This is a genomic window from Pseudomonas sp. NPDC096950 (assembly GCF_044762525.1).
In the GTDB taxonomy this organism is placed as follows: domain Bacteria; phylum Pseudomonadota; class Gammaproteobacteria; order Pseudomonadales; family Pseudomonadaceae; genus Aquipseudomonas.
On sequence record NZ_JBIWEL010000001.1, the window covers coordinates 222,357 to 247,215 of the forward strand.

Genomic DNA, 24,859 nt, shown 5'->3' on the forward strand with positions numbered 1-24,859 from the left:
GCTTTCGCGAGCAAGCCCGCTCCCACAGGGGATCAGTGTTGATCACAGAATGTGTGTTCAACCGAGATCCCTTGTGGGAGCGGGCTTGCTCGCGAAGGCGTCGTGACGGCCGAAACCATCACTCCTTGACGCGCATAAACTCTTCCGCCCAACGAATGTAATCTTCAGGCTGGGTGTAGGTGTGCGTCAGCTCGGTCGCGCTCAGGTCCGAGGCCTGGGTGAAGATCTGACGTTGTTCGCGCAGGCTGTCGTATGTCGCCTTGATCGCCGCAAAGTACGCGCCATGCCCGTCGATGGTCACGCGAACACCCAGTTCCGCCAGGCGTTTGTCGTCGCGCAGGGCCGGGTTGCCGTAGGTGACCAGCATCAACGGTACGCTCAGGTGCTCGGCGATTTTTTCCAGTTGGTCGAAGTCCTGCACGCCGACCATGCAAATCCCGTCGGCCCCGGCGTTCTGGTATTGCTGGGTGCGGTTGATGATTTCCTGGATCGGCAGGATCCCCGCATTGGTGCGGGCGATGATTGCCATTTCCTTGTCGACCCGGGCTTCCAGCGCCGCGCGAATCTTGCCGACGCCTTCGGCCACGCCGATCAAATCCGTGGACTTGCGGCCGAATTGGGCCGGCAGCAGGGTGTCTTCGATGGTCAGCGCGGCGATGCCGGCGCGTTCGAGTTCGACGATGGTGCGCATCACGTTCAGCGCGTTGCCGTAGCCGTGGTCGGCGTCGGCAATCACTGGCAATTGGGCGACGCGGCCGATGCGGGTGGCTTGTTCGGCGAATTCGCTGAGGGTGATCAACGCGAAGTCGGGTGCGCCCAATACCTGCAATGACGCGACCGAGCCACCGAGAATCCCGACTTCAAAACCCAGGTCAGCGGCGATGCGGGCCGACATCGGGTCGAACACGGAAGCGGTGTGGTAGCACGTGTCGGAAGCCAGCAATTGGCGGAAGTTACGGCGCAAATCTTGATGGGAAAGCCTGGACATATGAGTTCCACCACTGCATTGGAATGGAAGGGCTTGAGCAAAAGTGTCAACGCCGAAGGAACAAAAGGCTATCACGCGCGCGCGGTCAGTAGGATGACGAATTTACAAACGGGTGAATCGATACCGCACCTTGTGGTTGGGGGATGATGCAGTCAGTCGAGAAATAGATGAATAACCTGTGGCACGGATGGTCACGCCGCCACAGCCTGCTGCTCCTGATTCAACAGCGGCACCGCCCGCACCGAGTTCCCCGGTTGCAGTTGCAGGCGCTTGGCGGTGAGTCGGTCAACGATCAGGCTGTTGCCCACCAGCCGCGCCTTGGCGGTGGTGATGCGGCAGTTTTCCATGCGGCGGTTGTGGATCAGCCACACCGGGGCCTGGTCGTCCGGGGTGCCGATGCCCAACACCAGTGGCTGGCTGTCGCGCACGGTGCGGATTTTCGACACCTGGGCTTCGATCACCGGGCCGCCGTCGAAGATGTCGATGTAGTCCTTGTGGGCAAAACCCTCGGCGTTGAGGATTTTCAGCGCCGGTTGCGTGTTCGGGTGCGCCTTGCCGATCACGGCCTGGGCTTGTTCGGTGAGCAGGCAGGTGTACAGCGGCTGGCGGGGCATCAGTTCCGCAATGAAGGATTTATGGCCCAGCCCCGACAAATGATCGGCGTAGCTGAAATCCATCTGGAAAAAATGCCGGCCCAGGCTCTCCCAGAACGGCGAACTGCCTTGTTCGTCGGCGCTGCCACGCAGTTCGGCGATAAGTTTTTCGCCGAACAGTTGCGGGTACTCGGCGACGAACAACAGCCGCCCCAGGGACAGCAATCGACCGTTGTGGCCCTCGCGCTGGTCGGGGTGCAGGAACAGCGAGCAGAGTTCCGATTGGCCGGTCATTTCGTTGTTCAGGAACAAGGTCGGGATCTGCTTCTGGATACCCAGGTCCGGCGACGAACTGACCGTCAGCCCGATCCGGTAGTTGTACCAGGGCTCGCGCATGCCGACCGCGCCAGTCAGGGCACTGACCCCGACCACGCGCTGATCGTCATCTTCCAGCACGAACAGGTAATCGGCGTCGGCACGCTCGACCTGTTCGGCAAAGGTCCGTTGCGACCAGCGCACACGGTGGCCCAGGCGTTCTTCATTGGCCGGCAGGGTGGTGAACCCAGGGCCTGCTTCTTTCACCAGCGCCATCAGGGCGGGCAGGTCGGTGACGTGAACCGGACGGACAATCATGATGCAACTCCTAATGCGCGCGTGCTCGGGCGCTGTCGTTGGGCACGGGGCCGGGTGTTGCTCACAGGGCGATCAGCCGGATCGGGCTGCCATCGCTCACGTTCAGGGCGGCGCACATCTCGGCGCTCAACCCCACCGGTTGTCCGGCGTCGAAGGCCAGTTCGGCGACGATGGCGCGGAAGTCCTTCAATGAATCATTGCTCACCAGATAGCTGCCACGGGCGTCGATAGCCTCGACTACTTGCGTGGCGGCGCTGTGGCTGCGGGCGATGGAGCGAATGCCGGCTGTGCGCGCATACAGCGTCGGGCCGCCGTCGAACAGGTCGATGTAGCTGTTGGTTTCGAAGCCTTCGCGTTCCAGGATGTCGAACGCTTCCTGGCCGTCGGGGTGGATCCGGCCGATGCAGTCCTGCGCAGCCTGGGGCAGCATCGGCACGTAGATCGGATATTGCGGCATCAGTTCGGCGAGGAAGGTCCGGCTCTCCAGGCCACACAGCCTTTCGGCCTCGACATAGGGCAGGTCGAAAAAGTGTTTGCCCACGGCATCCCAAAACGGCGATTGGCCCAGCTCATCGCTGTAGCCGACGATTTCAGTGATCACTGCGTCGGAAAAACGCGCCGGGTGCTCAGCAATAAACAACAGCCGTGCCCGTGACAGCAATTCGGAAAACGGCGTGCGCACCAGCGCGGTATCAATGTGGAAGCCGCGCAGCAAGCTGTGACCGCTGAGGTCGTGGCACAACGACAGCGCCGGCACGCCGTGCTCGATGTTCAGCTCCCGCGAGGCACTGGTGAAGTGGCGGTTACGCAGGCTGTAGAACGGCTCGCTGAACCCGGCCGTGGCGAGGACTTCCGAGCACCCGGTCAAACATCCGGTGCTCAGGTCTTCAAGGACGAACAGGTAGTTTTCCGGGCCATTGCCTTCAACGTCTTTATCGAACGAGGCACAGGAATCGAGAATCTTCTCCCGCAGGGCTTCGCTGTCATCCGGCAGGGACGTGATGCCCACCAGGCTGTCACGGGCCAGTTGTTGCAACTGGGGCAGGTCGGTTAACTCGACTGGGCGTAAGACCAGCATGGATGCACTCCTGTATCAAAGGGTTCGGCGGGTGTGCCGTCGAACCTGACTATCACTGTCGGTTTCCACGCGTGGAAGCAGCGGTCGCCTGATCTGTTGTCAGACGCCGCCCTTTTTCTTGTCAGACGTTGCTTGGGTCGGGCAGCGTCGTGCTGGCGCCGAGCTTATTCAGGAAGAACAGGTAGACCAGACCCAGGGCAATCCAGATCAGGCCGAGTTTCTGTGCATCGACGCCCATGTTGTACATGATGGCCGCGACGATGATGAAGCCGATCACCGGGCACAGCAGGTGACGGACCACCTGGCCGGATTTCTGCCGGCGCCAGTAGTAATTGATCACGGTCAGGTGCAGCAGCATGAAACCGCTCAACGCGCCGAAGTTCACCAGGGAGGTGAGGGTGTCTACCGAGTTGATAAACAGGTAGCAGATCACCAGCGACAACATGGCCACCAGGTAAATGCTGATGTAAGGCGTGTTGTGTTTCGGGTGAACCTTGGCCAGCGCTTTCGGCAGTTTGCCGTCCCGCGCCATGCCGAACAGCAGTCGCGACACCGCGGCTTGCGAGGTGATGGCCACCGCCACGCCCCAGGCCAACGCCGTGGCCACGCCGGTGAGGGTCGCCAGCCAGCTGCCGGCGGCGATTTCGGCGATTTCATAGAACGCCGTGTCGGCGGACTTGAAGCCCATGCCGGCGGCCAGGTCGGTGGCGATCCAGGTTTGCACCACGAAGATCACGCCCATCACCACCAGGGTAATCAGCGCAGCCTTGCCGACGCTGCGGCCCGGGTCACCCTTGATCTCTTCAGCCAGTGTGGAAATCGCATCAAAGCCGAGGAACGACAGCACCGCAATCGAAACCGCTTGCATCAGCAAGGCGAAGTTGAATGTTTCGGGGTTGTACAACGGCGCCAGGGTCAGCTCGCCGTGACCGCCGCCGCTGTGCAGGGCATTCCAGGCGTAGAACAGGAAAATCCCCAGCACCACCAGTTGCGCCAGCAGGAACACGATGTTCATCCGCGCGGTGAAGGTGATACCCCGCAGGTTTACAAAGGTTGCACTGACCAGGAACGCCAGGATGAAGCCGACTTTCGGGATGTCCGGGTACAGGTGATTCAGCGCCATGGCCGCGTAGACGTACAGCAGCGGCGGGATCAGCAAGTAGTCGAGCAGCATCAACCAACCGGCGATGAAGCCGACGTGTTGATTCAGGCCCCGTTGGGCGTAGGAATAAACCGAACCGGCAATCGGAAAAGCCCGGGCCATGCTGCCGTAGCTCAGGGCGGTGAACAGCATCGCCACCATGCCGATGATGTAGGCCAGCGGCACCATCCCCGGCGCCTCGGCGTTGACGTAGCCATACACGCCGAACGGGGCGATGGGGATCATGAAGATCATCCCGTACACCACCAGGTCCGTCAGTGTCAGGCTGCGTTTCAACTCCTGCTTGTAGCCGAATGCTTCTATTTCCATGAATGCCGCTCTCCTTGTCATCTCATCGGTCGATTTTTTAGTTTTTATGTCGGTACAACCACAGCGTTTACGTTTTTTCCTACAGCAACGGGGCGAGGTAGCCGGCCCAGCGCTCAATCGCCTCAGGTGAGCGCAGCAGATCGTTGCGCACTTCGATCAACACCGACTCCAGCCCACGGGCATCGCCGTGTACTGGCACGGTCATGTCCCCCAGCGGGTCGATTTTGTACGGCTGATTGCCGGCCACTTTAAGCGGATGTTGGTTCAGTCCGTCAATAATGCGTTGGGCGTATTGCCGGGCTTCGCCGAACAGTACGCCGGCTTCCAGCGGCCGGGGTTGACCGTAATAAATCGGGGTGAAACTGTGAATCCCCACCACACGCACCGCTTGTCCGCGGGCCACGCGCTCGTCGATCAAGGTTTGCAAGCGCGTGTGAAACGGTTTGAACAGCATCTGCCGACGATATTCCCGTGTGGCTTCATCCAGTTGCTGGTTGCCCGGCACCTGATAGATCTCGCTCTGACCCGGAATGCTGTCCGGGGCGTGGCGCGGCCGGTTGAGGTCGATCAGCAGTCGCGAATAATTGGCCGCCAGCAGGGTCACGCCGAGGATTTCGGACAAGCGCTGGGCCAGCGCCAGGGCGCCGATGTCCCAGGCGATGTGTTGGCGGGCGGCTTCATCGTCCAGGCCCAGGTCATTCAACGCCGGCGGAATAAAACGGCTGGCGTGTTCGCACACCAGAATCAACGGGTGCTCGGAGGCTTCCCGGCTCAGGGTGTACGGGGGCTCAATGTAGAGCCCCAGTTCAACGGATTCAGTACAAACGGGCATAGTGCTCACAGAGTTCGGTGGGCGAGAGCTGTTCCGTCAGCGTCAGTTCCTCGGTTTTCAGGGCGAAATAAGAGTCGAGCAGTGCCTGTGGCAAAGCTTCGATCAGCGCCTCGCTGTTGCGCAGGCAGTCCAGGGCCTGGGGCAGCGAAGCGGGCAGGGCAACAATGCCGCGAGCCTGGCGTTGTTCTTCGTTCAAGGCGTCGGGGATTTCATCGGTGATGGCGTTCAGCGCCAGGCGTTGTTCGATGCCCAGTCGTCCGGCAATCAGTAGCGCGGCCATGGCCAGGTGCGGCGAGGCGGTGGCGTCCATGGCGCGGAATTCCAGGTTGTACTGCGCCGCCACGGATTTGCTGCCCAGGCTCACGGTCGGGCAGATCCGCAGCGCCGCTTCGCGGTTGCGCTGGCCGAGGCAGGCGTAGGAGGCGCTCCAGTGATGGGGCAGCAAACGCTTGTAGGACACCGGCGTCGGCGCGGTAAACGCGCAAAGGGCGGGCAAGTAATGCAGGATCCCGGCGGCCCAGTGCTGGCCGAGGGTCGACAGGCCATTGGTGGTGCCGGCGTCGTACAGCAGCGGTTGCCCGGCCAGGTCTTGCAGGCTGATGTGCAAATGCACGCCGTTGCACATCGCGTGCTCGGAAGTCTTGGGCGCAAAGCTCAGGTCCAGGCCCATCTGCCGGGCGATTTCCCGGGTGATTTCCCGCACGTTCACCGCGCGGTCCGCCGCCGCGACACCCAGCGCCGGGCGGCAGGTGATTTCGTATTGATGCTTGCCGTATTCCGGCAGGAACATCTCGGGCTCCACGCCACCTGCACGCAAGGCGCTGAGCAGCCAGCCGCCGAATTCGGCACCCTGACGCTGGGCTTCCAGGGAGAAAGCGCGACGGTCGGCATCGCCGCTGTCCAGGTTGAATTCGTGTTCGAACGCGGCGTTGACCTGCACCCCCAACTCGGCCCGATAGCGTTCCACTTCGTTGCGCAACAGCGTGCGCGGGCAGGTGGCCCATGGGCGGCCATCGGTTTCGCAGAGGTCGCCGTGGATGTAATCCAGAGCCGGAGCATTGGCGTCCGGGCCATTGCTGACCGTGACCCGACTGCTCAAGTCCGGAATCAGGCGCAAATCACCGTAGGCACCCCAGGGGCTGGTGGAGGCGATGACGTCTTGCGGAGTCAACGCGCTGTTGGCCGGCACCCAGCCGCAACCGATGGCTTGATAGTGTTCCAGCTCATCCGTGGGAAAGGAACGGCCACGGGTCACGCCAATCAGGTCGGTGGTGACGATCGTGGTCATCGGCACTGGCAACAGGCACGCACTCATGGCTGCATCTCCTGCAAACGGCCGAGCACGGTGTGGGTATCGGTGATCCAGCAATAACCCTTGATCGCGTTGAGGCAGGCCTGATGGCGTTCCGGGGTGTAAGTCGCGCAGGCGTCTTCCACCAGGGTTACCAGGTAGCCGCGGTCGGCGGCGTCACGCACGGCCATGTCCACGCACTGGTCGGTGACGATGCCGGCAATCACCAGGTGCCGGACTTCAAGGTTGCGCAGCACGTAGTCGATGTTGGTGGAGTTGAAGACCCCCGAGGAGGTCTTGGGCAGCACGACTTCGTTTTCCGTCGGCGTCAGGTCATCGATGATTCGCGCCTGCGGGCTGCCCTTGGGCAGGTGCATGTCCGAGAGTTTGTGGTCCAGTGAACGGTCGCGGCCATCGGCGGTGAGGCTTTCGATCAGGGTGTGCAGCACGTTCTGCCGGGCGCCGCGAAATGCGCTGAGCAACCGCCGCTGATTGGGCACCACCTGCATGTGGGTGCGGGTCAGGAAATACTCGGCATCCGGGTCGTTGAGGTGCGGGTCGAACTGCGGTTCGAGCCAGGCCCGCTGCATGTCGACCAGCAGCAGTGCGGTGTGGCCAGTGACAAAGGGCAGGTCACGTGGCGAGCGGTGGGGGAGCGTAAACATCCTTATTTTTCCTCCAGCAGGTGGGTGTCGAAGTCGGAGCGCAGGTTGTCGATGCCTTCCAGGCGATCGGCGAGGTCCGGGCTGCGCAGGGTCAGACAGGCAATCAGTGCTTCGATCTGCGCCAGTGCCGGGACCAGCGTGTCGAACGCCGAGACCGATTCCACCGGCGCACTGATGATCAAGTCGGCCATTTCCCGTAATGGCGAGGTGTAGATGTCGGTGAACAACACCACCCGCGCATAGCGATTTTTTGCCGCACTGGCCACCCGCAAGGCCTGGGACTGGTAGCGGCGATAGTCGAACACCAGCACCACGTCCTGGCGCTGCACGTCGAACAAGCGGTCCGGCAACTGGGCGTTATCTTCCAGGGCGAAGCAGCCGGGGCGCAGCAGGCGCAAATGGTTGAGCAGATAGTTGGCGAGGAAACTGCTGAAGCGCCCGCCGAAGCAATGCACTTGATGGCGCACGTCGAGCAGCCATTCCACTAGGATCCGCACATCTTCCGGTTGGGTCAGGGCCTGGGTTTCCACCATGGAACGATGGGTTTGCTCCAGGTAATGGCTCCACGGATCGTCTTTTTGCAGGTGGGCGCGGGGTTGCAATAGCGTGCTGGGGGAGCGCAGGCGATGGTCCATGTCGCTGAGCAGCGCATCCTGGAATTCGGCGTAGCCACCGAAACCGAGTTTTTTCACCAGTCGCACAATGGTCGGATCGCTGACACCGGCATGTTCGGCCAGACGCGACATCGGGCCCAGTCCGTTACGCGGGTACTGGTCCAGCAAGGCGCGGATGACTTTGCGTTCCGACGGCGTAAGGTCCAGGCCGGGATCGGTGATCAGGTCTCTAAGGGGGGGCATCCGGGCTCCTGCTGGATGGGTGTGTCGGTTTTGTTTCACAATTAGCTAAAACAGTATTTATGTAACTGTCGCTACATGTCTAGTGAATTTTTACACATGAGCGTGAGGCGTTGGAACGGGGCGAAATGCCCGTGTAATAAGGGCTACGTGGATGTCGACAGGGTGTGTAGGACATTGCCTATATCGGTGTCGGAGATCACCTTTTTAGTGCGGCGAAATACCCTGTGGGAGCGGGCTTGCTCGCGAAAGCGGTGTGTCAGTCAATATTGATGTTGCCTGACACACCGCCTTCGCGAGCAAGCCCGCTCCCACAGGTTTGTGCCTTAACTCGCCCAACTTGCGGCACAATCAATTGATTGTTTGCGGCGTATTGCCGTTTGCCTCAATAAAAAGAGAATTGCCCGTGCAGGCGACCCGATTGACCCTGATATGCCACGCCCGAACCGTCGCACAAAAACTGGCGCGTTTTCCTACGGATGAGCCAGTGGAAATGGTCTGGCAGTCGGCGAAATGTTCCCGTCGCGGAATCTCCAAGATCCCGCCGCGCCTGCTCTGTGGACCCGAAGCCCGGACCCGCCAGACCGCCGAACTGTTCGGCAGCGATGCGCAAATCGTGGACGCCTTGCGCGATTGCGATTTCGGTCGCTGGCAAGGTCAGCGCATCAGTGAACTGCAAAAAACCGAGCCCGAGGCGCTCCAGGCCTGGCTCGAAGACCCGTATTCCGCACCTCACGGCGGCGAGTCGGTGGTGCAACTCGGTGAGCGCGCAGCCGCATGGCTGACGACGCTGGAGACGACGCCGGGCGATATCGTCGCGATTACCCATCCTTATGTTGTTCGCGCGGTGCTGACCCACGTACTGCACAGCACGGCGTTCAACCTGATCGACGTCGAACCGCTGTCGGCCATTGAACTGCGGTTCACCGGTCGCTGGCGGCTACGTTTGATGAGCACTGACGCTGACGGAGGCTTTTGATGAAAACGTTGCTGGTCATCGGTATCGGCGCCGGTAACCCGGACTACATCACGATGCAGGCGGTGAAGGCGCTGAATCGGGCGGACGTGTTTTTCCTCATGGACAAGGGGCAGAGCAAAGACAAGTTGATCGACCTGCGCCGGGAAATCTGTGAACGCTACATCACCGATCATGACTACCGCTTCGTCGAAGCCCACAGCCCGGAGCGGGAGCGTGGCGATGTGGACTACAAGGCCAGTGTCGATGATCTGAATCTCGCTAAGCAGAACACCTTCGAACGCCTGATCAACGAGGAAATGTCCGACGGCCAATGCGGCGGTTTCCTGGTGTGGGGCGACCCGGCGTTGTACGACAGCACCGTGCGCATCCTGCAAGCGATCCTGGCCTCCGGTCGTTGTGAGTTCGAATTCGAAGTGATCCCCGGCATCACCAGCGTCCAGGCCTTGGCCGCGCAACACAAAGTGCCGTTGAACCGCATTGGTCGCTCGATTGAAATCACCACGGGCCGGCGCCTGGCGGCGGGGCAGGTGAGTGATGCCGACAGCCTGGTGGTGATGCTCGATGCGGAAGATTCCTACCACTACGTGGCGGATCAGGAGACAGAGATTTACTGGGGGGCCTACCTGGGTACGCCGGATGAAATCCTTATCAGCGGCAAGCTGAAGGATGTGGCAGATGAGATCGAACGGGTGCGCAAGGCGGCGCGGTTGGCGAATGGGTGGATTATGGATACCTATTTGTTGCGTAAGCCTTGAGATAGATGTCGTCTGGGCAGGCCTCTTCGCGAGCAAGCCCGCTCCCACATTGGAATGCGGTCACCTGTGGGAGCGGGCTTGCCCGCGAAGGCGCCCGGAGGAACACCTCAAAAAATAGCTTGTTCGCCCCGCCCAAACCTTTCCCGATACACCGAAGGCGGCACCCCCACCACACTGCGAAACGCCACCCGAAAACTCTCCACCGACCGATAACCACAACGCTCGGCAATCTGCTCGGTGTTGTCGCCCGTGCTCTCCAGCAACTCCCGGGCCCGGGCCAGGCGTTGATGCTGCAACCAGGTCTTGGGCGACTGGCCGCTGGCTTCGGTGAAGCGGCGCAGGAAGGTGCGCTCGCTCATCGCCGCCTCGCTGGCCAGGTCGCGCACTTCCAGCGGTTCGTGCAAGCGCTCCCGGGCCCATTGCATGACACGGGACAAATCGCTGCGGGGCGTCGGACTGACGGGTGTAGGAATAAACTGCGCCTGGCCACCGGTACGTTGTGGCGACATCACCAGCCGCCGCGCCACCGAGTTGGCGACCTGAGTACCGAAGTCCCGCGCCACCAGATGCAAGCAGGCATCGATGCCTGCTGCGCTGCCGGCGGAGGTGATCAACTGGCCGGAATCAACGTAGAGCACGTCCGGGTCCACCAGAATGTTCGGGAAGCGCTCGGCCAATTCGCCGGCATAGCGCCAATGGGTGGTGGCGCGGTGACCGTCGAGCAATCCGGTGGCCGCCAGCACAAATACTCCGGAGCAGATCGACAGCAGCCGCGCGCCTCTCGCGTGGGCCAGCCGTAACGCAGAAAGCAGGGCTTCCGGCACCGGCGCCTGGCGGTCGCGCCAACCCGGCACGATGATGGTCCGGGCCGTTTCCAGCAGTTCCATGCCGCCGTCCGCCAGCACTTGAATGCCGCCCATGGCGCGCATCGGGCCTGTATCCACGGCGGCAATCCGATGGGTGTACCACGGGAAATCGAACTCCGGCCGAGCCAGGCCGAAGATCTCCACGGCGATGCCGAACTCGAAAGTACACAGGCCGTCGTAGGCCAGGATTGCGACTAATCCAGGGTTGGGCTGCATTTGGCGGAAAGTTCCCGGTGAGTGTCTTGTGCGCCACTGTAGCGGCAAGTGCTCGGCAGATAAAGTCGTCCTACACCCACCGAGACTCAGGACTACAACCCATGACCAGCCTGGTACGCGCCATTCCCGCAGCCCCGTCCGCCATTGCCCTGATGCATTTCAGCAATCGCCTGACCTTTGAAACCGATTGTTCCGACGTGCATGGCAGCCAACAGGCCGGCGAGGTGGATTTTATTCTGGTGGATACCCGCGGCCCGTTGGCTTTCGAGCGCGGGCATGTGCCCGGTGCGATCAATATTCCGGGGCGGCTGATGACTGCCGAGACCTTGGCGATTTATCCCACATCTACTGTGTTCGTCGTCTATTGCGCCGGCCCGCACTGCAACGGCGCGAACAAGGCTGCGGTAAAACTGGCGGCGCTGGGTTACCCGGTCAAGGAAATGATTGGCGGAGTGACAGGGTGGCTGGATGAGGGGTTTGAGTTGAGTGTTTCCGGGGCACACGCGTCTATCGGTTGCGAATGCTGATCCTCAAACACCCGTGATCTCCTGTGGCGAGGGGGCTTGCCCCCGTTGGAGTGCGCAGCGCTCCCAGGAATTTTCGACAACGGCCGAGATTTTTTGGGTTGCTGCGCAACCCAACGGGGGCAAGCCCCCTCGCCACAAAAGCGTTTCACCGTCAGTTCAATGAAACTTCCCGCCACTGATCCAGCGTCCCCCGCAACCATTCAAACACCGCCGCATGCCCGGCACTGTCATCCTGCCCTCGCGGCAGAGGCGACTCATCACCAAAGTGCGCATTGAGCACGTCCACCGACCCGGCATTCCACTCCGGATGGAACTGCAACCCCACCCGCGTCGGCCCGACCCGATACATCTGCTGTTCACACGCCTCACTGCTGGCCAGCAACTGCGCACCCGGCGGCAACTCGATCGCGTCTTCGTGCCATTCCAGCACGTTCAACACCTGGCCATCCGCGAAGCTCATGGTGGTCCAGCCCGTTTCAGGACGAGCCATCCGCCGCACGTTCCCACCCAGGCTCAAGGCCAACAGCTGCGCCCCAAGGCAAATGGCGAACACCGCGGCGCCTTGCTCCAGGCTGGCCACCAGCCACTGGCGTTCATCTTCCAGCCATTCAGGCCCGGCGTTGGATTCATAAGGTCCGCCCAGCAGGATCACCGGAGCCGCACTTGTCGGCGGCAACTGCCCGAGATCGGCGCGAAAGACCTTCAGCGTGATCCCTCGCAACCGCGCCCATTCGGCAATGGCACCGGGACCTTCGGCGGGGTGGTGCTGGATCAGGTTCAGTTCGGTCATCGGGGTTCTCTTGCGAGGGGCAGGTGGCGCTCAATGTGCCGCAAAATATCTGCCATCGCCAGCGACGTTCGACACGTCATTGGTCGTAGGACTCATCAGTCGGATAACCACCTCTATCCCGTAGGTTTTATCTGAAATCGGGTCTTGTCCTACAGTCTTTGCACCGCCATGGCGCACGGCCATAAACAGTCCAATCGGTCAGTTGCTTTTTTATAAGTATTTGTCGCTTAAACATAATTCGCCCTCCTGTAGCCGCTCTAGACTGCCGGCCACTTCGGGGTTCTCCCAACAAAGAGTACCGCCGAAACTGCCAATCGAAAGCTGCCAATAAAAGCCTCCGCACACAGGAGTTATAAATGAAGAAGCTAGTGATGTTCGGTGCCCTGGCACTGTCGATGTTGTCCCTGACCGCCGTGGCCGAAGACGCCAAGCCGATCCGCATCGGTATCGAAGCCGGTTACCCGCCATTCTCGATGAAAACCCCTGACGGCAAACTCACCGGTTTCGACGTGGACATCGGCGACGCACTGTGCGAGCAGATGAAAGTGAAGTGCGTGTGGGTCGAGCAAGAGTTCGACGGCCTGATCCCGGCCCTGAAAGTGAAGAAAATCGACGCGATCCTGTCGTCCATGACCATCACTGACGACCGCAAGAAAAACGTCGATTTCACCATCAAGTACTACCACACCCCGGCGCGCTTCGTGATGAAGGAAGGCACCGACGTCAAGGATCCGCTGACCGAACTCAAGGGCAAGAAAGTCGGTGTACTGCGCGCCAGTACCCACGACCGCTTCGCCACTGAAGTGCTGCAACCGGCCGGGATTATCCTGGTGCGTTACGGTTCCCAGCAGGAAGCCAACCTGGACATGGTCTCCGGCCGCCTCGACGCGATGCTGGCCGACTCGGTCAACCTGGACGACGGTTTCCTGAAAACCGACGCCGGTAAAGGTTTCGCCTTCGTCGGCCCGACCTACGAAGACGCCAAGTACTTCGGCGGCGGCGCCGGTATCGCCGTGCGCAAGGGTGACAAGGAGCTGGCAGACCAATTCAGCACCGCCATCACCGAGATCCGCGCCAACGGCAAGTACAAGCAAGTGCAGGACAAGTACTTCAACTTTGATGTGTACGGCGCCGAGTAATCCAGCCGTGTGAAAAAGTGGCTACCGTTGACGCGGTGGCCATTTTTTTTTATGTCATCCTTTTTGAACGCCTGATCCCTGTGGGAGCGGGCTTGCTCGCGAAGGGGCCGTGTCAGTCAGCATTGATATCGCCTGACACACCGCTTTCGCGAGCAAGCCCGCTCCCACAGGGGGATCTCATTGTTCCGACTATCGGAGTTCTCATGCAACGCATCGACCACCCACTGCCCTGGAGTCACCTCGGCACCGAGCGCACCCTCAGTGTGTTTCGTTATGGCGCGGGCCCTCGCAAGGTGTACATCCAGGCCAGCCTGCACGCCGACGAATTGCCGGGCATGCGCACGGCCTGGGAGCTGAAAAAGCGCTTGGCCGAACTGGAAACCCAGGGCCAATTGCAGGGCATTATCGAACTGGTGCCGGTGGCCAACCCGATCGGTCTGGATCAGCACCTGCAAGGCGCGCACATGGGGCGTTTCGAGCTGGGCAGCGGCAAGAACTTCAACCGCGCGTTCGTCGAACTGAGTGAGCCGGTGGCCGCATTGATCGGGGGCCAGTTGGGCGACGATGCCGAAGCTAACATCGCGCTGATTCGCCAGACCATGGGCCAGGTGCTCGACGGTCTGCCGGCCCCGGCTTCGCAACTGGAAGCCATGCACCGCTTGCTGTTGCGCCACGCCTGCGAAGCCGACATCACTCTGGATTTGCATTGCGATTTCGACGCGGCGATTCATGTGTATGCCTTGCCGCAACACTGGCCGCAGTGGCAATCCCTGGCAGCGCGCCTGAAGGCGGGCGTGGCGTTGCTCTGCGAAGATTCCGGCGGCAGCTCGTTCGATGAGTCCTGCTCGACGCCGTGGTTGCGCCTGGCACGGGCCTTCCCGGAGGCGGCGATTCCGCCGGCGAACCTCGCCACGACCGTTGAACTGGGCAGCATGGGCGACACCCGGGTCGATCAGGCCCAGGCCAATTGCGAGGCGATCCTGGGCTTTCTCGCTGAACAGGGTTTTATCAGCGGCACCTGGCCGGCGGCGCCGAGTGAGTGCTGCGAAGGCATGCCGTTCGCCGGCACCGAATACCTGTTCGCCCCGCACCACGGCGTGGTCAGCTTCCTGCGCGAGGCGGGCGAATGGGTGGAGCAGGGCGATGCGCTGTTTGAAGTGGTCGATCCGTTGAATGACCGGGTGACGACCGTGCGGGCCGGGACCAGTGGCGTGCTGTTTGCGATTGATCGTGGGCGCTATACCCAGCCGGGGACGTGGCAGGCGAAGGTCGCGGGGCGGGTGCCGTTTCGGGTTGGGAAGTTGACCAACGATTGATCCGAGCTCTTTGTTGCCTGTCAGGGCCTCTTCGCGGGCAAGCCCGCTCCCACAGTGGATTTGTGGTGAATACAGGATTTGGGTACACCTCAAACAATTGTGGGAGCGGGCCTGCTCGCGAAGGCAGCATCCGCCACACCAAAAATCTCCGGGGTGTTAGGGTATCCCCCGAATCCTGCCCCCTGTGAAGGAAGGTTTATGCTGAAGTTTTTCGCACTGTTCATGCTCCTGGCGTCCGCCACGGTCCATGCTCAAACCCCGCTACTCACCGATCTGCCGCTCAAATACCTGGAGCAGGCCAACCCCGATTCCCACAACCAGCCGCTGGTGATTTTCCTCCACGGTTACGGCAGTAACGAGCGGGACCTGTTCGGTATCAAGGACGATTTGCCGGCGCAATACAACTACCTGTCGGTGCAGGCGCCGGTGGCGTTGGATGCGGACAGTTACCAGTGGTTTCGCAAGAAAGGCGAAGGCGCCTACAACGGTGAAACCGATGATCTGAAGACCAGCGGCAAGGTGTTGCTGGATTTCATCGCACAAGCGGCGAAGAAATATCACACCGACGCCAGCAAGGTGTTCCTGGTGGGGTTCAGTCAGGGCGCGATCATGACTTACGAGGTGGCGTTGCGTCACCCCGAAGCGGTGGGCGGGATTGCCGCATTGAGCGGGCGGATTCTGCCGGTGCTCAAAGCCGAACTGAAACCGGATGAAAAACGCCAGTCGCTGGCGATTTTCATCGGGCATGGCACCGAGGACAAACGCTTGCCGGTAGTCGATGGCACGGCGGCCAACAGCCTGTTGCAGAAACTCTCACTCAAGCCTGAGTTTCATACCTACGAAGGCCTGGGTCACAGCATCAGTGCCGCCGAGATCCAGGATTTGAACGCCTGGCTTCAGCGGCTTAATCCCTGAGCGTTTACTTGCCCGTGATCTGTTTGACCAGCGTGTCGTGGCCAGCCTTGTCGCTCGGGCGCGAGATGACCTGAATCACCGCCATCCGGTTGCCGGAGCCGGCCATCAGCGTGGTATTGAGGGTCTTGCCGCCGCCCTGGGTGGCGGTGCTGTCCACCTGGCGCAAGCCCAGGCCGGTGCCTTTCATGGTCAGGCTTTTCTCGCTGAGCTTGGTGAAGTCCGGCAGATTCTTGTGTTCGGCCACGTCGAAGTCGGCGGCGGTGCTGTCGAGGAATTCACCGTCATTGTCTTTGACGTTGACGCCCGGCGCCAGGTTGTTTTCAGCGGCGATCACCACGGTTTTGGTGGTCTCGTTGGCGTACATGGTGCCGGTCGCCCCGGTTGCGCCGGGCGGCAGCGGGTTGGCGACGAAGCCCTTGGGCAAGGTGAAGGTGAACTTGCCGCTGAGCATCGAGACTTTGATCGGCGCGCCGTCGCTGGTCTTGGCTTTGGCGGCGTAAGCATTCAACGCCCCCAGGCTGGCAACCGCCGTCAGCAACAGGACAACGGCTTTTTTACTGAACAATGACATTGAAACTCTCCGGGGATGATCGCGCTAGGGGGCGATCATCCCATGGAGGTCGAATGGCATCCAGCCCGGTTCGACGGCGGGCCTGACGAAATGCAAAACCTGTGGGAGCGGGCTTGCTCGCGAAGAGGACATTACAGTCAATATTGATGTTGACTGTTACGCCGCCTTCGCGAGCAGGCTCGCTCCCACAGGGGATGGTGGTGTGTCTGGTCAGGCCTGATTCTGCGGAAACAGGTTGCGCCGGGTTTCTTCGTCGAATTCAGCCTTGAGCACCAATTTCTCCTTCAAACCCTGGGCACGCTGGGCCGCCGGGCGGGCGCTGATTTCGTCGAACAGGCGCTTGACGTTCGGGTACGCCGCCAGACCATTCTCGCCGAGGATGTACGGCGCGTAGTTGGCCCAGCCCCACAGCGCCATGTCGGCGATGCTGTAGGTGTCGCCGGCCAGGTAGTGATGCTCGGCCAGGCGCTGGTCGAGCACGCGGTAATGGCGTTCGACTTCTTTCAAGTAACGGTTCTTCGCGTAGGCCAGGTCTTCCGGCGCATGGTGCAGGAAGTGCACGGCTTGGCCGGAGAACGGCGACAGACCGGTGGCGATGAACATCAGCCAGGACAGCAACTCAGCCTGACCGGCAACGGTGGTCGGCAGGAAACGCTGATGTTTTTGCGCCAGGTACAGCAGGATCGCCTGGGAGTCGAACACCGTGGCATCACCGTCCACCAGGGCCGGAACCTTGGCGTTCGGGTTGATCGCCAGGAATGCTGGCAAGTGTTGCTCGCCTTTGAAGGTATCGACGCCGTTCAACTCGTAGGGCGTTTGCAGTTCTTCAAGCAGCAGGGCGACTTTCATCGGGTTCGGTGAAGGGTGGAAAAAGAATTTCATGGGGAAGGCCTCAGTCAGTGGGTTTGAACTGAGGCTGATGGTGAGCGAAACCTGTTCGATTGACGTACGAGGTTATTGGTCTACTCGTTCGAAGTGATCGAACGAGTCGCAGGCGCCGGTTTCGCCAGCAAGCGCCGGGTCACCCCGAGCATGCCCACGGACACCGCCACGCCGAGGGCGAACGCAGTCATTCCCAGGCTGGGCAAGGTCAGCGCCAGCACCAGGCAGAATGCCGCGAACGAATACATGCCGGTGGCGGTGGCGCGCAACAACGCGGCGGTGAATGCCGGGCCACGGGTTTGCTGGGAGAACACCGCCATCACGCTGCCCAACACTGGGAACACCGCGAGCAAGCCGCTCCAGCGTCCGCCCACGGTGCTGGCCAGCAGGGTGACGGCCAAGGTCAGCAGCGCACCGGCGACCATACGCAGCAGCAGTTTGTCGGACTTGGGCTTGGGGCCGGACACAAGTGGCTGTACCGACGGGAACAAGTAAGGCGCGGCCAGCAGGGCAGTGGCGGCGGCGATCACCGAGAACGTCAGCGACGGCGGAATCACCGACAACACCACCGCCGTCGCGGCCCACACCAACAGCGAAACCGCCAGCGCCCACGGCCAAGCGGCCCGTTGCGCCACTTGGGCGTAAGTCACGCAGAAGGCAATCATCGCGAACATCGCAGACAGGGCGGCGGTCGCGGCTTGGGCGGCGAATACCTGGCCTTGCTCGATCGCGAGGAAAAACGGAATCGGCCCGACCACCACCGGCAACCCCGACAGCCAACCGGCCACGCTCGGCCCCCAGCGTTTACCCGCGAGGGAAATCAGCAGCAGGAACCCGGGAATCACCAGCAATTTGAGCATCAGCACGCAAACACCTCCGATCTGTGTGAGGCGGCAACGTTAGCATTGCGGGCGGTGGATTGCTCTAGGGATGGCTGAAACTTGTATACAAAAAATCAACCTCCGCAAAAATTGTACGCATCGTTGTTTTGCGTATAAGTTTTAGGGAGGGTTTCCAGCGCAAATCGAGCGACCATGAACAGATCACGTCTTCGACACAGTCTCTGGGTGCTGGTCTTGCTCGGCTCGCAGGCGCTGGCCAGTTGGCAGGAGACAGTGCCCGGTGCGCAGGTCATTGGTGCCGGTGAATTCAAGGTATTTGGCTTCGATGTCTACAACGCCCGGCTCTGGAGCGCGGCGCGGCCACTGGCGCCGGATCAGCCGTTTGCCCTCGAGCTGATCTACCAGCGCAGCATTTCCCGGGACGATCTGGTGCAGGCCAGCGTCGATGAAATCAAGCGCCTGTCCGGCGCCTCGGTCAGCGCCGGGCAACTGGCCGGGTGGCAGACGCAAATGCAACAGTCGTTCGTCGATGTGCAGTCTGGCACGCGCATCACCGGCGTGTATTTGCCGGGGCAGGGTGCGCGTTTTTTTGTCGGTCAGCAGCTGCAACATGAAGTGAAAGACCCGCAATTCGCCCGGGCGTTTTTCGACATCTGGCTCGATCCACGCACCCGTAATCCCGAGTTGCGCCAGCAGTTGTTGGGCGGCCGGTAGCCTGGGGACGCTTGAACCGTCTAAGCTGCGCCTTTCCACCTGTCGACGGATGTTTGCGTGAAATTCAGCTTTTTGCCCAAAGTCGCCACGGCGCCGTTTTGCCCGCCGGAAGTGGCCGGCAGTGTTGCCGTTGACCCGAGTGCGACGTTCTTCAAGCGCCTGCTGCGTTTTGCCGGCCCCGGTTTGCTGGTGTCGATCGGTTACATGGACCCGGGCAACTGGGCCACGGCCATCGAGGCCGGTTCGCGGTTTGGCTACAGCCTGTTGTTCGTGGTGCTGCTGGCGAGCCTGGCGGGCATGGTGGTGCAGTGCCTGTGTTCGCGGCTGGGCATCGCCACCGGACGTGACCTGGCGCAACTGTCCCGGGAACGCTACAGCACCCGTACCGCGCGAACACAATGGGTGCTGGCGGAAATCTCGATCATCGCCACTGACCTTGCCGAAGTGCTCGGTTGCGCCCTGGCGTTCCATTTGCTGCTGGGTTGTTCGCTGACCTTCGGCATTGCCCTGACCGCGTTCGACACGTTGCTGGTGCTGGCCTTGCAGAACCGTGGTTTCCGTCGTCTTGAGGCGATCATGCTGGTGCTGGTCGGCACCATCGGCGCGTGTTTCTTCGTTGAGTTACTGCTGATCAAACCTTACTGGCCGGACGTCGCCCGTGGCTTCACGCCGTCACTGTCCGCCATCGGCGATGCAGCGCCGCTGTACATCGCCATTGGTATCCTCGGGGCCACGGTGATGCCGCATAACCTGTACTTACACACCTCGATCGTGCAGACCCGAATAATTGGCAAGGACCTGGCCAGCAAGCAGGACGCGGTCAAACTGGCGCGCATCGACACCATCGGCTCCCTGGCCCTGGCGTTGCTGGTCAACGCGGCGATCCTGATTCTGGCAGCGGCTGCGTTCCACACAACCGGGCATAGCGACGTGGTAGATATCCAGGACGCCTATCATTTGCTCGATCCGCTGGTGGGTGGGGCCTTGGCCAGTGTGCTGTTTGGCGTCGCGCTGCTGGCTTCGGGGCAGAGTTCGACCTTTACCGGGACCATCGCCGGGCAAGTGATCATGGAGGGTTACCTGAACCTGCGGATTCCTTGCTATCAACGGCGCTTGATTACCCGTGGACTGGCGCTGATCCCGGCGTTCATCGGCGTGTGGCTGATGGGCGATAACGCGATTGGCAAGTTTCTGGTGATGAGTCAGGTGGTGTTGAGCTTGCAGTTGCCGTTTGCGCTGTACCCGTTGATCAGCATGACCAACGATCAAAAACTCATGGGGCCGTTTGTGAACCGGCTGCCGACGCGGGTGTTGGCGTGGGGTTTGTTCGGGGTGATCAGTTCGGCGAATGCGTGGTTGATATTGCAACTGGTGGTTTGAGCCCTGGAGGTGTGTTGGCTGGGCTGGCCTCTTCGCGAGCAAGCCCGCTCCCACAGGGGAATTGGGTTGTATACAGATATTGAGTTCACTGCAGGCCCCCCTGTGGGAGCGGGCTTGCTCGCGAAGAACGATAACGCGGTCACCCGCCAAACGCCTCCATCACAAAATCAATAAACACCCGGGTCTTGGCCGGCATCAGCGTGCGGCTCGGGTAGTACAGCGAGATCGGCCCCGCATCCGCGTGCCAGTCCGGCAGCAGGCGCACCAGTTCGCCGCGCTGGATCTGCGTGACCACATCCGGCAACACCAGCAGCGTCACTCCCAGTCCGAGCAGCGCGGCCTCGCGCATGGCAGCCGGGTCGTTGAGCACGATGTTTTCGTTCAGAGTGGCGCTCGCTTCCTGGCCCGCAGCATCGCGCATCACCCACTGACGAATCCGCCCGGTGCGAATGCCGCGCATCACGATGCCAGTGTGGCCGAGCAAGTCCGCCGGAGTGGCGGGCAGGGTGCGTCCGGTCAGATAAGCCGGTGAGGCCACGGCGACGATATCTGCCGCCGCCAATCGTCGCGAGATGACTCCCGACGTCAGTTCAAAACCGCCACCGATGGCCGCGTCATAGCCTTCGGCAATCAAGTCCACCTGACGATTCTCGAAATGCCATTCCGGCCGGATCAACGGATAACGCGCCAGAAACGCCGGCAGCAGCGGCAACACATGGCCGATGCCAAAGGTCGGCGCCAGGCTGACTTTAAGTACGCCCGCCGGCTCGCCGCGATCACTGCTCACGGCACTGATCGCCGCCTGCAACGCCTCCAGATTGCCGCCGATGCTCGCCAGAAAACCTTCCCCGGCTTCGGTCAGGGACAGCTTGCGGGTCGAGCGCTGGAACAGCCGCACACCGATGTTGCGCTCCAGAATCGCCACATTGCGACTGACTGCGGCGGGTGTCAGCGCCAGCAAGCGCGCGGCGGCGGAAAAGCTGCCGGTTTCGGCGCTGCGCACAAAGGATTCGAGGTTGGCGAGGGTTTCCATGGCGGGCACCTGTTAGCAATGCTTGAAGATCATTCAAGTCATTACCGACTAATCAAGTGCTAATGGCAAGTGCAGTATTCACCCCAACGACAACCTGAATCGGAGTGAATCAACATGAGCACCATCGGAATCATCGGCGCTGGCGCCATCGGCTCAGCCTTTGCCCGGGCCCTGTCCCGAAAAGGGATTGAATTGGTCATCGCCAACAGCCGTGGGCCGCAATCCCTCGCAACGCTGGTCCAGGAACTCGGGCCCACCGCCCGTGCCGGCACCCGTGAAGAAGCGGCGGCGCAAGAGATTGTGCTGGTCGCGGTCAACTGGTCGAAACTGCCGACGGCACTGGCAGGGCTGCCGGACTTTGGCGGGCGGATCGTTATCGATGCCAACAACTCGATCGAGGCGCCCGCGTTCAAGGCTGTGGATTTGCAGGGGCGCACGTCCAGCGAAGTGTTCGCGGAATGGGTGCCGGGGGCGCGGCTGGTGAAGGCGTTTAATCACTTGGCGGCGCGGTTGCTGGAGAGCGATCCGGCGGCGGAAGGGGGCAAGCGGGTGCTGTTTCTTTCTGGGGACGATGTTGAGGCGAAAGGGCAGGTAAGTGCGCTGATCGAACAATTGGGATTCTGCGGGATTGATCTCGGAGATCTGAGCGTCGGAGCGCGCTTGGCACAGTTCCCGGGTGGGCCGTTGCCGATTCTGAATCTGGTGAAATTCGGCTGAGAGCCAGGCAAAAAGAACCCGGTGTGACGTGAGTCGCACCGGGTGTTTTGCCAGACAGCGAACGGCTATTCGTGGGTCCCCGCGCTGTCTGTTGAACTCGTAGATCGTTCCCGCGCTCTGCGTGGGAATGCAGCCCGTGACGCTCCGCGTCACTGGACGCGGAGCGTCCCTAGAGGCATTCCCACGCGGAGCGTGGGAACGATCGGGAACGCTTTAAGCTCGTTCGATCGCCAGTGCCACGCCTTGGCCACCACCGATGCACAGGGTGGCGAGGCCTTTTTTGGCGTCGCGCTTGATCATTTCGTGGAGCAAGGTCACCAACACGCGGCAACCCGAGGCACCGATCGGGTGGCCAAGGGCGATGGCGCCGCCGTTGACGTTGACCTTGTCCAGGTCCCATTCCAGGTCCTTGGCCACTGCCAGGGATTGCGCGGCGAAGGCCTCGTTGGCTTCGATCAGGTCCAGTTGGTCGATGGACCAGCCGGCCTTGCTCAGGCAGCGGCGAGTCGCCGACACCGGGCCGATACCCATGATCGCCGGGTCAACGCCCGCATTGGCATAGGCAGCGATTTTCGCCAGGACCGGCAGGCCCAGGGCCTTGGCTTTTTCGGCGCTCATCAGGATCACGGCGGCAGCACCGTCGTTCAGCGAAGAGGCGTTGCCGGCAGTCACCGAACCGTCCTTCTTGAAGGCCGGTTTCAGTTTGCCCAGGGCTTCAGCGGTAGTGCCGGCCCGTGGCTGTTCGTCAGTCGCGAAGGACAGCGGATCGCCCTTGCGCTGCGGGATCAGGATCGGCGTGATTTCATCGACAAAACGCCCGGCTTCAATGGCCGCCGAGGCTTTTTGCTGAGAGGCCGCGGCGAACGCGTCCTGTTGCTCGCGGGTCAGGCTGTACTTCTCCGCCAGGTTCTCGGCGGTGATGCCCATGTGGTAATCGTTGAACGCATCCCACAGGCCATCGCTGATCATGGTGTCGACGATTTGCGCGTGACCCATGCGCAGACCGGTGCGCGCGCCCGGCATCACGTAGTTGGACAGGCTCATGTTTTCCTGGCCGCCGGCAATGATCACCTCGGCATCGCCGCAGCGAATTGCCTGGGTCGCCAGGTGCAGGGCTTTCAGGCCCGAACCGCAAACCTTGTTCAAGGTCATGGCCGGCACGCTGAACGGCAGGCCAGCCTTGATCGCCGACTGGCGCGCAGGGTTTTGCCCGGCGCCGGCGGTGAGCACCTGGCCCATAATCACTTCATCGACTTGCGCCGGGTCGAGCCCGGTTTGCGCCAGCAACTGACGGATCACCGCAGCGCCCAGGTCAACGGCGGATACACCGGCCAATGCACCCTGGAAACTGCCGATGGCGGTACGGGTGGCGGCAACAATAACGACGTCTTGCATGGAATGATTCCTCACTGGGCAGCGAACTGCATTTCCGGAACGTGATCCGGCACGATCAGTTTACCGGCGGTCTTGGCGACGATCTCTTCAACACTGACACCCGGCGCGCGTTCCTTGAGAATGAACGCGCCGTTTTCGATTTCGAGGTAGGCTAGGTCGGTCAACACACGCTTGATGCACCCGGCGCCGGTCAGCGGCAGGCTGCATTTGGACAGGAGCTTGGACTCACCGTCCTTGGACGCGTGGGTCATGATCACGATGATGTTGTCTGCGCCAGCCACCAGATCCATGGCGCCGCCCATGCCCTTGACCAGTTTGCCCGGGATCATCCACGAAGCGATGTTGCCTTCGACGTCGACTTCGAAGGCGCCCAGTACGGTCAGGTCGACGTGGCCACCGCGAATCATCGCGAAGGATTCGGCCGAGGAAAAGATCGACGCGCCGATCCGCGCGGTCACGGTTTGCTTGCCGGCGTTGATCATGTCGGCATCGATGGTTTCTTCAGTAGGAAAAGGACCCATGCCGAGCAGGCCGTTTTCCGACTGCAGCATGACTTCCATGCCTTCGGGAATGTAGTTGGCGACCAGGGTCGGGATGCCGATGCCCAGGTTCACGTAGAAGCCGTCCTGCATTTCGCGGGCGACGCGTTGAGCCATTTGTTCGCGGGAAAGTGCCATTGTTGTTATTCCTTCATTCGGTCCGGGGGCAGGGGATCACTTACGCACGGTGCGCTGTTCGATGCGCTTCTCGAACGTGCCGCAAATGACCCGATCGACGTAGATGCCAGGGGTGTGGATCTGCGCCGGGTCCAGCTCGCCGGGTTCGACGATTTCTTCGACTTCGACCACGGTGATCTTGCCGGCAGTGGCGGCCAGCGGGTTGAAGTTCTGGGCGGTGTGGCGATAGATGACGTTGCCGAAATGGTCGGCTTTCCAGCCTTTGACGATGGCGAAGTCGCCGGTGATGGATTCTTCCATCAGGTACTTGCGACCATGGAACTCACGCACTTCCTTGCCTTCGGCGACTGGAGTGCCGACGCCGGTGGCGGTGAAGAACGCCGGGATGCCGGCGCCGCCCGCGCGCATTTTTTCGGCGAGGGTGCCTTGGGGGGTCAAAACGACTTCGATTTCGCCTTTCAGCAGTTGGTCTTCGAACAGTTTGTTCTCGCCGACGTAGGACGCCACCACTTTGCGAATCTGCCGGTCTACCAGCAGCACGCCGAGGCCGAAACCGTCGACGCCGCAGTTGTTGGAAACCACCGTGAGGTCACGGGTGCCTTTGCGCTTGATCTCGGCGATGAGGTTTTCCGGGATCCCACACAGGCCGAAGCCGCCGGCGATCACGGTCATGCCGTCTTCAAGACCTGCAAGGGCTTCCTCGTAGGAACTCACGCGCTTGTCGAAACCTGCCATATGCA

At 61.4% G+C, this 24,859-nt stretch carries 26 protein-coding genes; 9 read left to right on the forward strand and 17 right to left on the reverse strand.

Annotated features, from left to right (window positions below; all coding sequences use genetic code 11):
- Positions 1–118: 118 nt before the first annotated feature.
- The 8 genes from ACIQY3_RS01090 to ACIQY3_RS01125 all read right to left on the reverse strand — a co-directional run bounded on the left by ACIQY3_RS01090 (position 119) and on the right by ACIQY3_RS01125 (position 8,408).
- Complete coding sequence (locus tag ACIQY3_RS01090; protein ID WP_403016402.1) at positions 119–988, reverse strand: oxaloacetate decarboxylase; 870 nt, start codon at positions 986–988, stop codon at positions 119–121.
- A 191-nt stretch (positions 989–1,179) separates the two neighbouring features.
- On the reverse strand, positions 1,180–2,214 hold the full coding sequence (astA, locus tag ACIQY3_RS01095) for an arginine N-succinyltransferase (RefSeq protein WP_403016404.1): 1,035 nt from the start codon (positions 2,212–2,214) through the stop codon (positions 1,180–1,182).
- A gap of 61 nt (positions 2,215–2,275) precedes the next feature.
- Positions 2,276–3,292 (reverse strand): arginine N-succinyltransferase, encoded by a 1,017-nt coding sequence (locus ACIQY3_RS01100; RefSeq protein ID WP_403016406.1) that lies wholly within the window; start codon positions 3,290–3,292, stop codon positions 2,276–2,278.
- A 121-nt stretch (positions 3,293–3,413) separates the two neighbouring features.
- The gene (locus ACIQY3_RS01105) at positions 3,414–4,763 is read right to left on the reverse strand and encodes an APC family permease (RefSeq protein ID WP_403016408.1); all 1,350 of its coding nucleotides are present in this window, start codon (positions 4,761–4,763) and stop codon (positions 3,414–3,416) included.
- A 79-nt stretch (positions 4,764–4,842) separates the two neighbouring features.
- A complete protein-coding gene (locus ACIQY3_RS01110; protein ID WP_403016410.1) occupies positions 4,843–5,595 on the reverse strand; it encodes an N-formylglutamate amidohydrolase in 753 nt (250 codons plus the stop codon).
- The gene (locus ACIQY3_RS01115; protein ID WP_403016412.1) at positions 5,579–6,910 is read right to left on the reverse strand and encodes a glutamine synthetase family protein; all 1,332 of its coding nucleotides are present in this window, start codon (positions 6,908–6,910) and stop codon (positions 5,579–5,581) included. The genes ACIQY3_RS01110 and ACIQY3_RS01115 overlap by 17 nt, the downstream gene beginning before the upstream one ends.
- Positions 6,907–7,551 carry a cysteine hydrolase family protein gene (locus tag ACIQY3_RS01120; protein WP_054051069.1) on the reverse strand — a complete coding sequence of 215 codons (645 nt, stop codon included), beginning with the start codon at positions 7,549–7,551 and terminating at the stop codon, positions 6,907–6,909. The genes ACIQY3_RS01115 and ACIQY3_RS01120 overlap by 4 nt, the downstream gene beginning before the upstream one ends.
- 2 nt (positions 7,552–7,553) lie before the next feature.
- Complete coding sequence (locus ACIQY3_RS01125) at positions 7,554–8,408, reverse strand: MurR/RpiR family transcriptional regulator (protein WP_403016414.1); 855 nt, start codon at positions 8,406–8,408, stop codon at positions 7,554–7,556.
- A 403-nt stretch (positions 8,409–8,811) separates the two neighbouring features.
- On the opposite strand from ACIQY3_RS01125, the gene ACIQY3_RS01130 reads away from it, so the two are divergent.
- Entirely contained in the window at positions 8,812–9,384 is a 573-nt protein-coding gene (locus ACIQY3_RS01130; protein ID WP_403016416.1) for a histidine phosphatase family protein, read from the forward strand.
- Positions 9,384–10,139 (forward strand): precorrin-6A synthase (deacetylating), encoded by a 756-nt coding sequence (gene cobF / locus ACIQY3_RS01135; RefSeq protein ID WP_403016418.1) that lies wholly within the window; start codon positions 9,384–9,386, stop codon positions 10,137–10,139. Before ACIQY3_RS01130 ends, cobF begins: the two co-directional genes overlap by 1 nt.
- A gap of 107 nt (positions 10,140–10,246) precedes the next feature.
- Here the strand turns inward: cobF and ftrA are convergent, their stop codons facing one another.
- Positions 10,247–11,221: a transcriptional regulator FtrA gene (ftrA, locus tag ACIQY3_RS01140; protein WP_403016419.1), complete on the reverse strand. Its 975-nt coding sequence runs from the start codon at positions 11,219–11,221 to the stop codon at positions 10,247–10,249.
- 101 nt (positions 11,222–11,322) lie between these two features.
- Here ftrA and ACIQY3_RS01145 point away from each other — a divergent pair, with 101 nt between their 5' ends.
- Positions 11,323–11,748, forward strand: a complete 426-nt coding sequence (locus ACIQY3_RS01145; RefSeq protein ID WP_403016421.1) for a rhodanese-like domain-containing protein — start codon at positions 11,323–11,325, stop codon at positions 11,746–11,748.
- A 151-nt stretch (positions 11,749–11,899) separates the two neighbouring features.
- On the opposite strand, the gene ACIQY3_RS01150 is transcribed toward ACIQY3_RS01145, so the two are convergent.
- The gene (locus ACIQY3_RS01150) at positions 11,900–12,538 is read right to left on the reverse strand and encodes a type 1 glutamine amidotransferase (protein WP_403016423.1); all 639 of its coding nucleotides are present in this window, start codon (positions 12,536–12,538) and stop codon (positions 11,900–11,902) included.
- 356 nt (positions 12,539–12,894) lie between these two features.
- Here ACIQY3_RS01150 and ACIQY3_RS01155 point away from each other — a divergent pair, with 356 nt between their 5' ends.
- The 3 genes from ACIQY3_RS01155 (at position 12,895) to ACIQY3_RS01165 (ending at position 15,908) form a co-directional block, all read left to right on the forward strand.
- Positions 12,895–13,677, forward strand: a complete 783-nt coding sequence (locus tag ACIQY3_RS01155; protein ID WP_403016425.1) for an ABC transporter substrate-binding protein — start codon at positions 12,895–12,897, stop codon at positions 13,675–13,677.
- 203 nt (positions 13,678–13,880) lie between these two features.
- Positions 13,881–14,993: a M14 family metallopeptidase gene (locus ACIQY3_RS01160; RefSeq protein WP_403016427.1), complete on the forward strand. Its 1,113-nt coding sequence runs from the start codon at positions 13,881–13,883 to the stop codon at positions 14,991–14,993.
- Between the two features lie 198 nt (positions 14,994–15,191).
- Positions 15,192–15,908 (forward strand): alpha/beta hydrolase, encoded by a 717-nt coding sequence (locus tag ACIQY3_RS01165; protein WP_403016429.1) that lies wholly within the window; start codon positions 15,192–15,194, stop codon positions 15,906–15,908.
- A 4-nt stretch (positions 15,909–15,912) separates the two neighbouring features.
- On the opposite strand, the gene ACIQY3_RS01170 is transcribed toward ACIQY3_RS01165, so the two are convergent.
- From ACIQY3_RS01170 to ACIQY3_RS01180, 3 genes are all read right to left on the reverse strand, one after another.
- Positions 15,913–16,479 carry a hypothetical protein gene (locus tag ACIQY3_RS01170; protein ID WP_403016431.1) on the reverse strand — a complete coding sequence of 189 codons (567 nt, stop codon included), beginning with the start codon at positions 16,477–16,479 and terminating at the stop codon, positions 15,913–15,915.
- A 210-nt stretch (positions 16,480–16,689) separates the two neighbouring features.
- Positions 16,690–17,361 carry a glutathione S-transferase family protein gene (locus tag ACIQY3_RS01175; RefSeq protein WP_403016433.1) on the reverse strand — a complete coding sequence of 224 codons (672 nt, stop codon included), beginning with the start codon at positions 17,359–17,361 and terminating at the stop codon, positions 16,690–16,692.
- Between the two features lie 80 nt (positions 17,362–17,441).
- On the reverse strand, positions 17,442–18,227 hold the full coding sequence (locus tag ACIQY3_RS01180; protein WP_403016435.1) for a hypothetical protein: 786 nt from the start codon (positions 18,225–18,227) through the stop codon (positions 17,442–17,444).
- A gap of 168 nt (positions 18,228–18,395) precedes the next feature.
- On the opposite strand from ACIQY3_RS01180, the gene ACIQY3_RS01185 reads away from it, so the two are divergent.
- Positions 18,396–18,917, forward strand: coding sequence for a chalcone isomerase family protein (locus ACIQY3_RS01185; protein WP_403016437.1), 522 nt, complete (start codon positions 18,396–18,398; stop codon positions 18,915–18,917).
- Between the two features lie 57 nt (positions 18,918–18,974).
- Positions 18,975–20,297, forward strand: a complete 1,323-nt coding sequence (locus ACIQY3_RS01190) for an Nramp family divalent metal transporter (RefSeq protein ID WP_403016439.1) — start codon at positions 18,975–18,977, stop codon at positions 20,295–20,297.
- A gap of 139 nt (positions 20,298–20,436) precedes the next feature.
- Here the strand turns inward: ACIQY3_RS01190 and ACIQY3_RS01195 are convergent, their stop codons facing one another.
- Positions 20,437–21,330, reverse strand: a complete 894-nt coding sequence (locus tag ACIQY3_RS01195) for a LysR substrate-binding domain-containing protein (protein ID WP_403016441.1) — start codon at positions 21,328–21,330, stop codon at positions 20,437–20,439.
- A gap of 114 nt (positions 21,331–21,444) precedes the next feature.
- Between ACIQY3_RS01195 and ACIQY3_RS01200 the strand changes: the two genes are divergently transcribed.
- A complete protein-coding gene (locus ACIQY3_RS01200) occupies positions 21,445–22,047 on the forward strand; it encodes an NADPH-dependent F420 reductase (RefSeq protein ID WP_403016443.1) in 603 nt (200 codons plus the stop codon).
- A 213-nt stretch (positions 22,048–22,260) separates the two neighbouring features.
- Here ACIQY3_RS01200 and ACIQY3_RS01205 read toward each other — a convergent pair whose 3' ends face one another.
- The 3 genes from ACIQY3_RS01205 to ACIQY3_RS01215 are packed head-to-tail and all read right to left on the reverse strand — an operon-like array spanning position 22,261 to position 24,854.
- Positions 22,261–23,442: an acetyl-CoA C-acetyltransferase gene (locus ACIQY3_RS01205; RefSeq protein WP_403016445.1), complete on the reverse strand. Its 1,182-nt coding sequence runs from the start codon at positions 23,440–23,442 to the stop codon at positions 22,261–22,263.
- Positions 23,443–23,453: 11 nt separating this feature from the next.
- Entirely contained in the window at positions 23,454–24,119 is a 666-nt protein-coding gene (locus ACIQY3_RS01210; RefSeq protein WP_054051104.1) for a CoA transferase subunit B, read from the reverse strand.
- A 36-nt stretch (positions 24,120–24,155) separates the two neighbouring features.
- Positions 24,156–24,854 (reverse strand): CoA transferase subunit A, encoded by a 699-nt coding sequence (locus ACIQY3_RS01215; RefSeq protein ID WP_054051106.1) that lies wholly within the window; start codon positions 24,852–24,854, stop codon positions 24,156–24,158.
- Between the last annotated feature and the right edge of the window lie 5 nt (positions 24,855–24,859).

Excerpts from the sequence above, each read along its gene's own strand:
- ACIQY3_RS01090 (WP_403016402.1), bottom strand. The coding sequence starts at position 988 with ATGTCCAGGCTTTCCCATCAAGATTTGCGCCGTAACTTCCGCCAATTG.
- astA (WP_403016404.1), bottom strand. The coding sequence starts at position 2,214 with ATGATTGTCCGTCCGGTTCACGTCACCGACCTGCCCGCCCTGATGGCG.
- ACIQY3_RS01100 (WP_403016406.1), bottom strand. The coding sequence starts at position 3,292 with ATGCTGGTCTTACGCCCAGTCGAGTTAACCGACCTGCCCCAGTTGCAA.
- ACIQY3_RS01105 (WP_403016408.1), bottom strand. The coding sequence starts at position 4,763 with ATGGAAATAGAAGCATTCGGCTACAAGCAGGAGTTGAAACGCAGCCTG.
- ACIQY3_RS01110 (WP_403016410.1), bottom strand. The coding sequence starts at position 5,595 with ATGCCCGTTTGTACTGAATCCGTTGAACTGGGGCTCTACATTGAGCCC.
- ACIQY3_RS01115 (WP_403016412.1), bottom strand. The coding sequence starts at position 6,910 with ATGAGTGCGTGCCTGTTGCCAGTGCCGATGACCACGATCGTCACCACC.
- ACIQY3_RS01120 (WP_054051069.1), bottom strand. The coding sequence starts at position 7,551 with ATGTTTACGCTCCCCCACCGCTCGCCACGTGACCTGCCCTTTGTCACT.
- ACIQY3_RS01125 (WP_403016414.1), bottom strand. The coding sequence starts at position 8,408 with ATGCCCCCCCTTAGAGACCTGATCACCGATCCCGGCCTGGACCTTACG.
- cobF (WP_403016418.1), top strand. The coding sequence starts at position 9,384 with ATGAAAACGTTGCTGGTCATCGGTATCGGCGCCGGTAACCCGGACTAC.
- ftrA (WP_403016419.1), bottom strand. The coding sequence starts at position 11,221 with ATGCAGCCCAACCCTGGATTAGTCGCAATCCTGGCCTACGACGGCCTG.
- ACIQY3_RS01145 (WP_403016421.1), top strand. The coding sequence starts at position 11,323 with ATGACCAGCCTGGTACGCGCCATTCCCGCAGCCCCGTCCGCCATTGCC.
- ACIQY3_RS01150 (WP_403016423.1), bottom strand. The coding sequence starts at position 12,538 with ATGACCGAACTGAACCTGATCCAGCACCACCCCGCCGAAGGTCCCGGT.
- ACIQY3_RS01155 (WP_403016425.1), top strand. The coding sequence starts at position 12,895 with ATGAAGAAGCTAGTGATGTTCGGTGCCCTGGCACTGTCGATGTTGTCC.
- ACIQY3_RS01160 (WP_403016427.1), top strand. The coding sequence starts at position 13,881 with ATGCAACGCATCGACCACCCACTGCCCTGGAGTCACCTCGGCACCGAG.
- ACIQY3_RS01165 (WP_403016429.1), top strand. The coding sequence starts at position 15,192 with ATGCTGAAGTTTTTCGCACTGTTCATGCTCCTGGCGTCCGCCACGGTC.
- ACIQY3_RS01170 (WP_403016431.1), bottom strand. The coding sequence starts at position 16,479 with ATGTCATTGTTCAGTAAAAAAGCCGTTGTCCTGTTGCTGACGGCGGTT.
- ACIQY3_RS01175 (WP_403016433.1), bottom strand. The coding sequence starts at position 17,361 with ATGAAATTCTTTTTCCACCCTTCACCGAACCCGATGAAAGTCGCCCTG.
- ACIQY3_RS01185 (WP_403016437.1), top strand. The coding sequence starts at position 18,396 with ATGAACAGATCACGTCTTCGACACAGTCTCTGGGTGCTGGTCTTGCTC.
- ACIQY3_RS01195 (WP_403016441.1), bottom strand. The coding sequence starts at position 21,330 with ATGGAAACCCTCGCCAACCTCGAATCCTTTGTGCGCAGCGCCGAAACC.
- ACIQY3_RS01200 (WP_403016443.1), top strand. The coding sequence starts at position 21,445 with ATGAGCACCATCGGAATCATCGGCGCTGGCGCCATCGGCTCAGCCTTT.
- ACIQY3_RS01205 (WP_403016445.1), bottom strand. The coding sequence starts at position 23,442 with ATGCAAGACGTCGTTATTGTTGCCGCCACCCGTACCGCCATCGGCAGT.
- ACIQY3_RS01210 (WP_054051104.1), bottom strand. The coding sequence starts at position 24,119 with ATGGCACTTTCCCGCGAACAAATGGCTCAACGCGTCGCCCGCGAAATG.
- ACIQY3_RS01215 (WP_054051106.1), bottom strand. The coding sequence starts at position 24,854 with ATGGCAGGTTTCGACAAGCGCGTGAGTTCCTACGAGGAAGCCCTTGCA.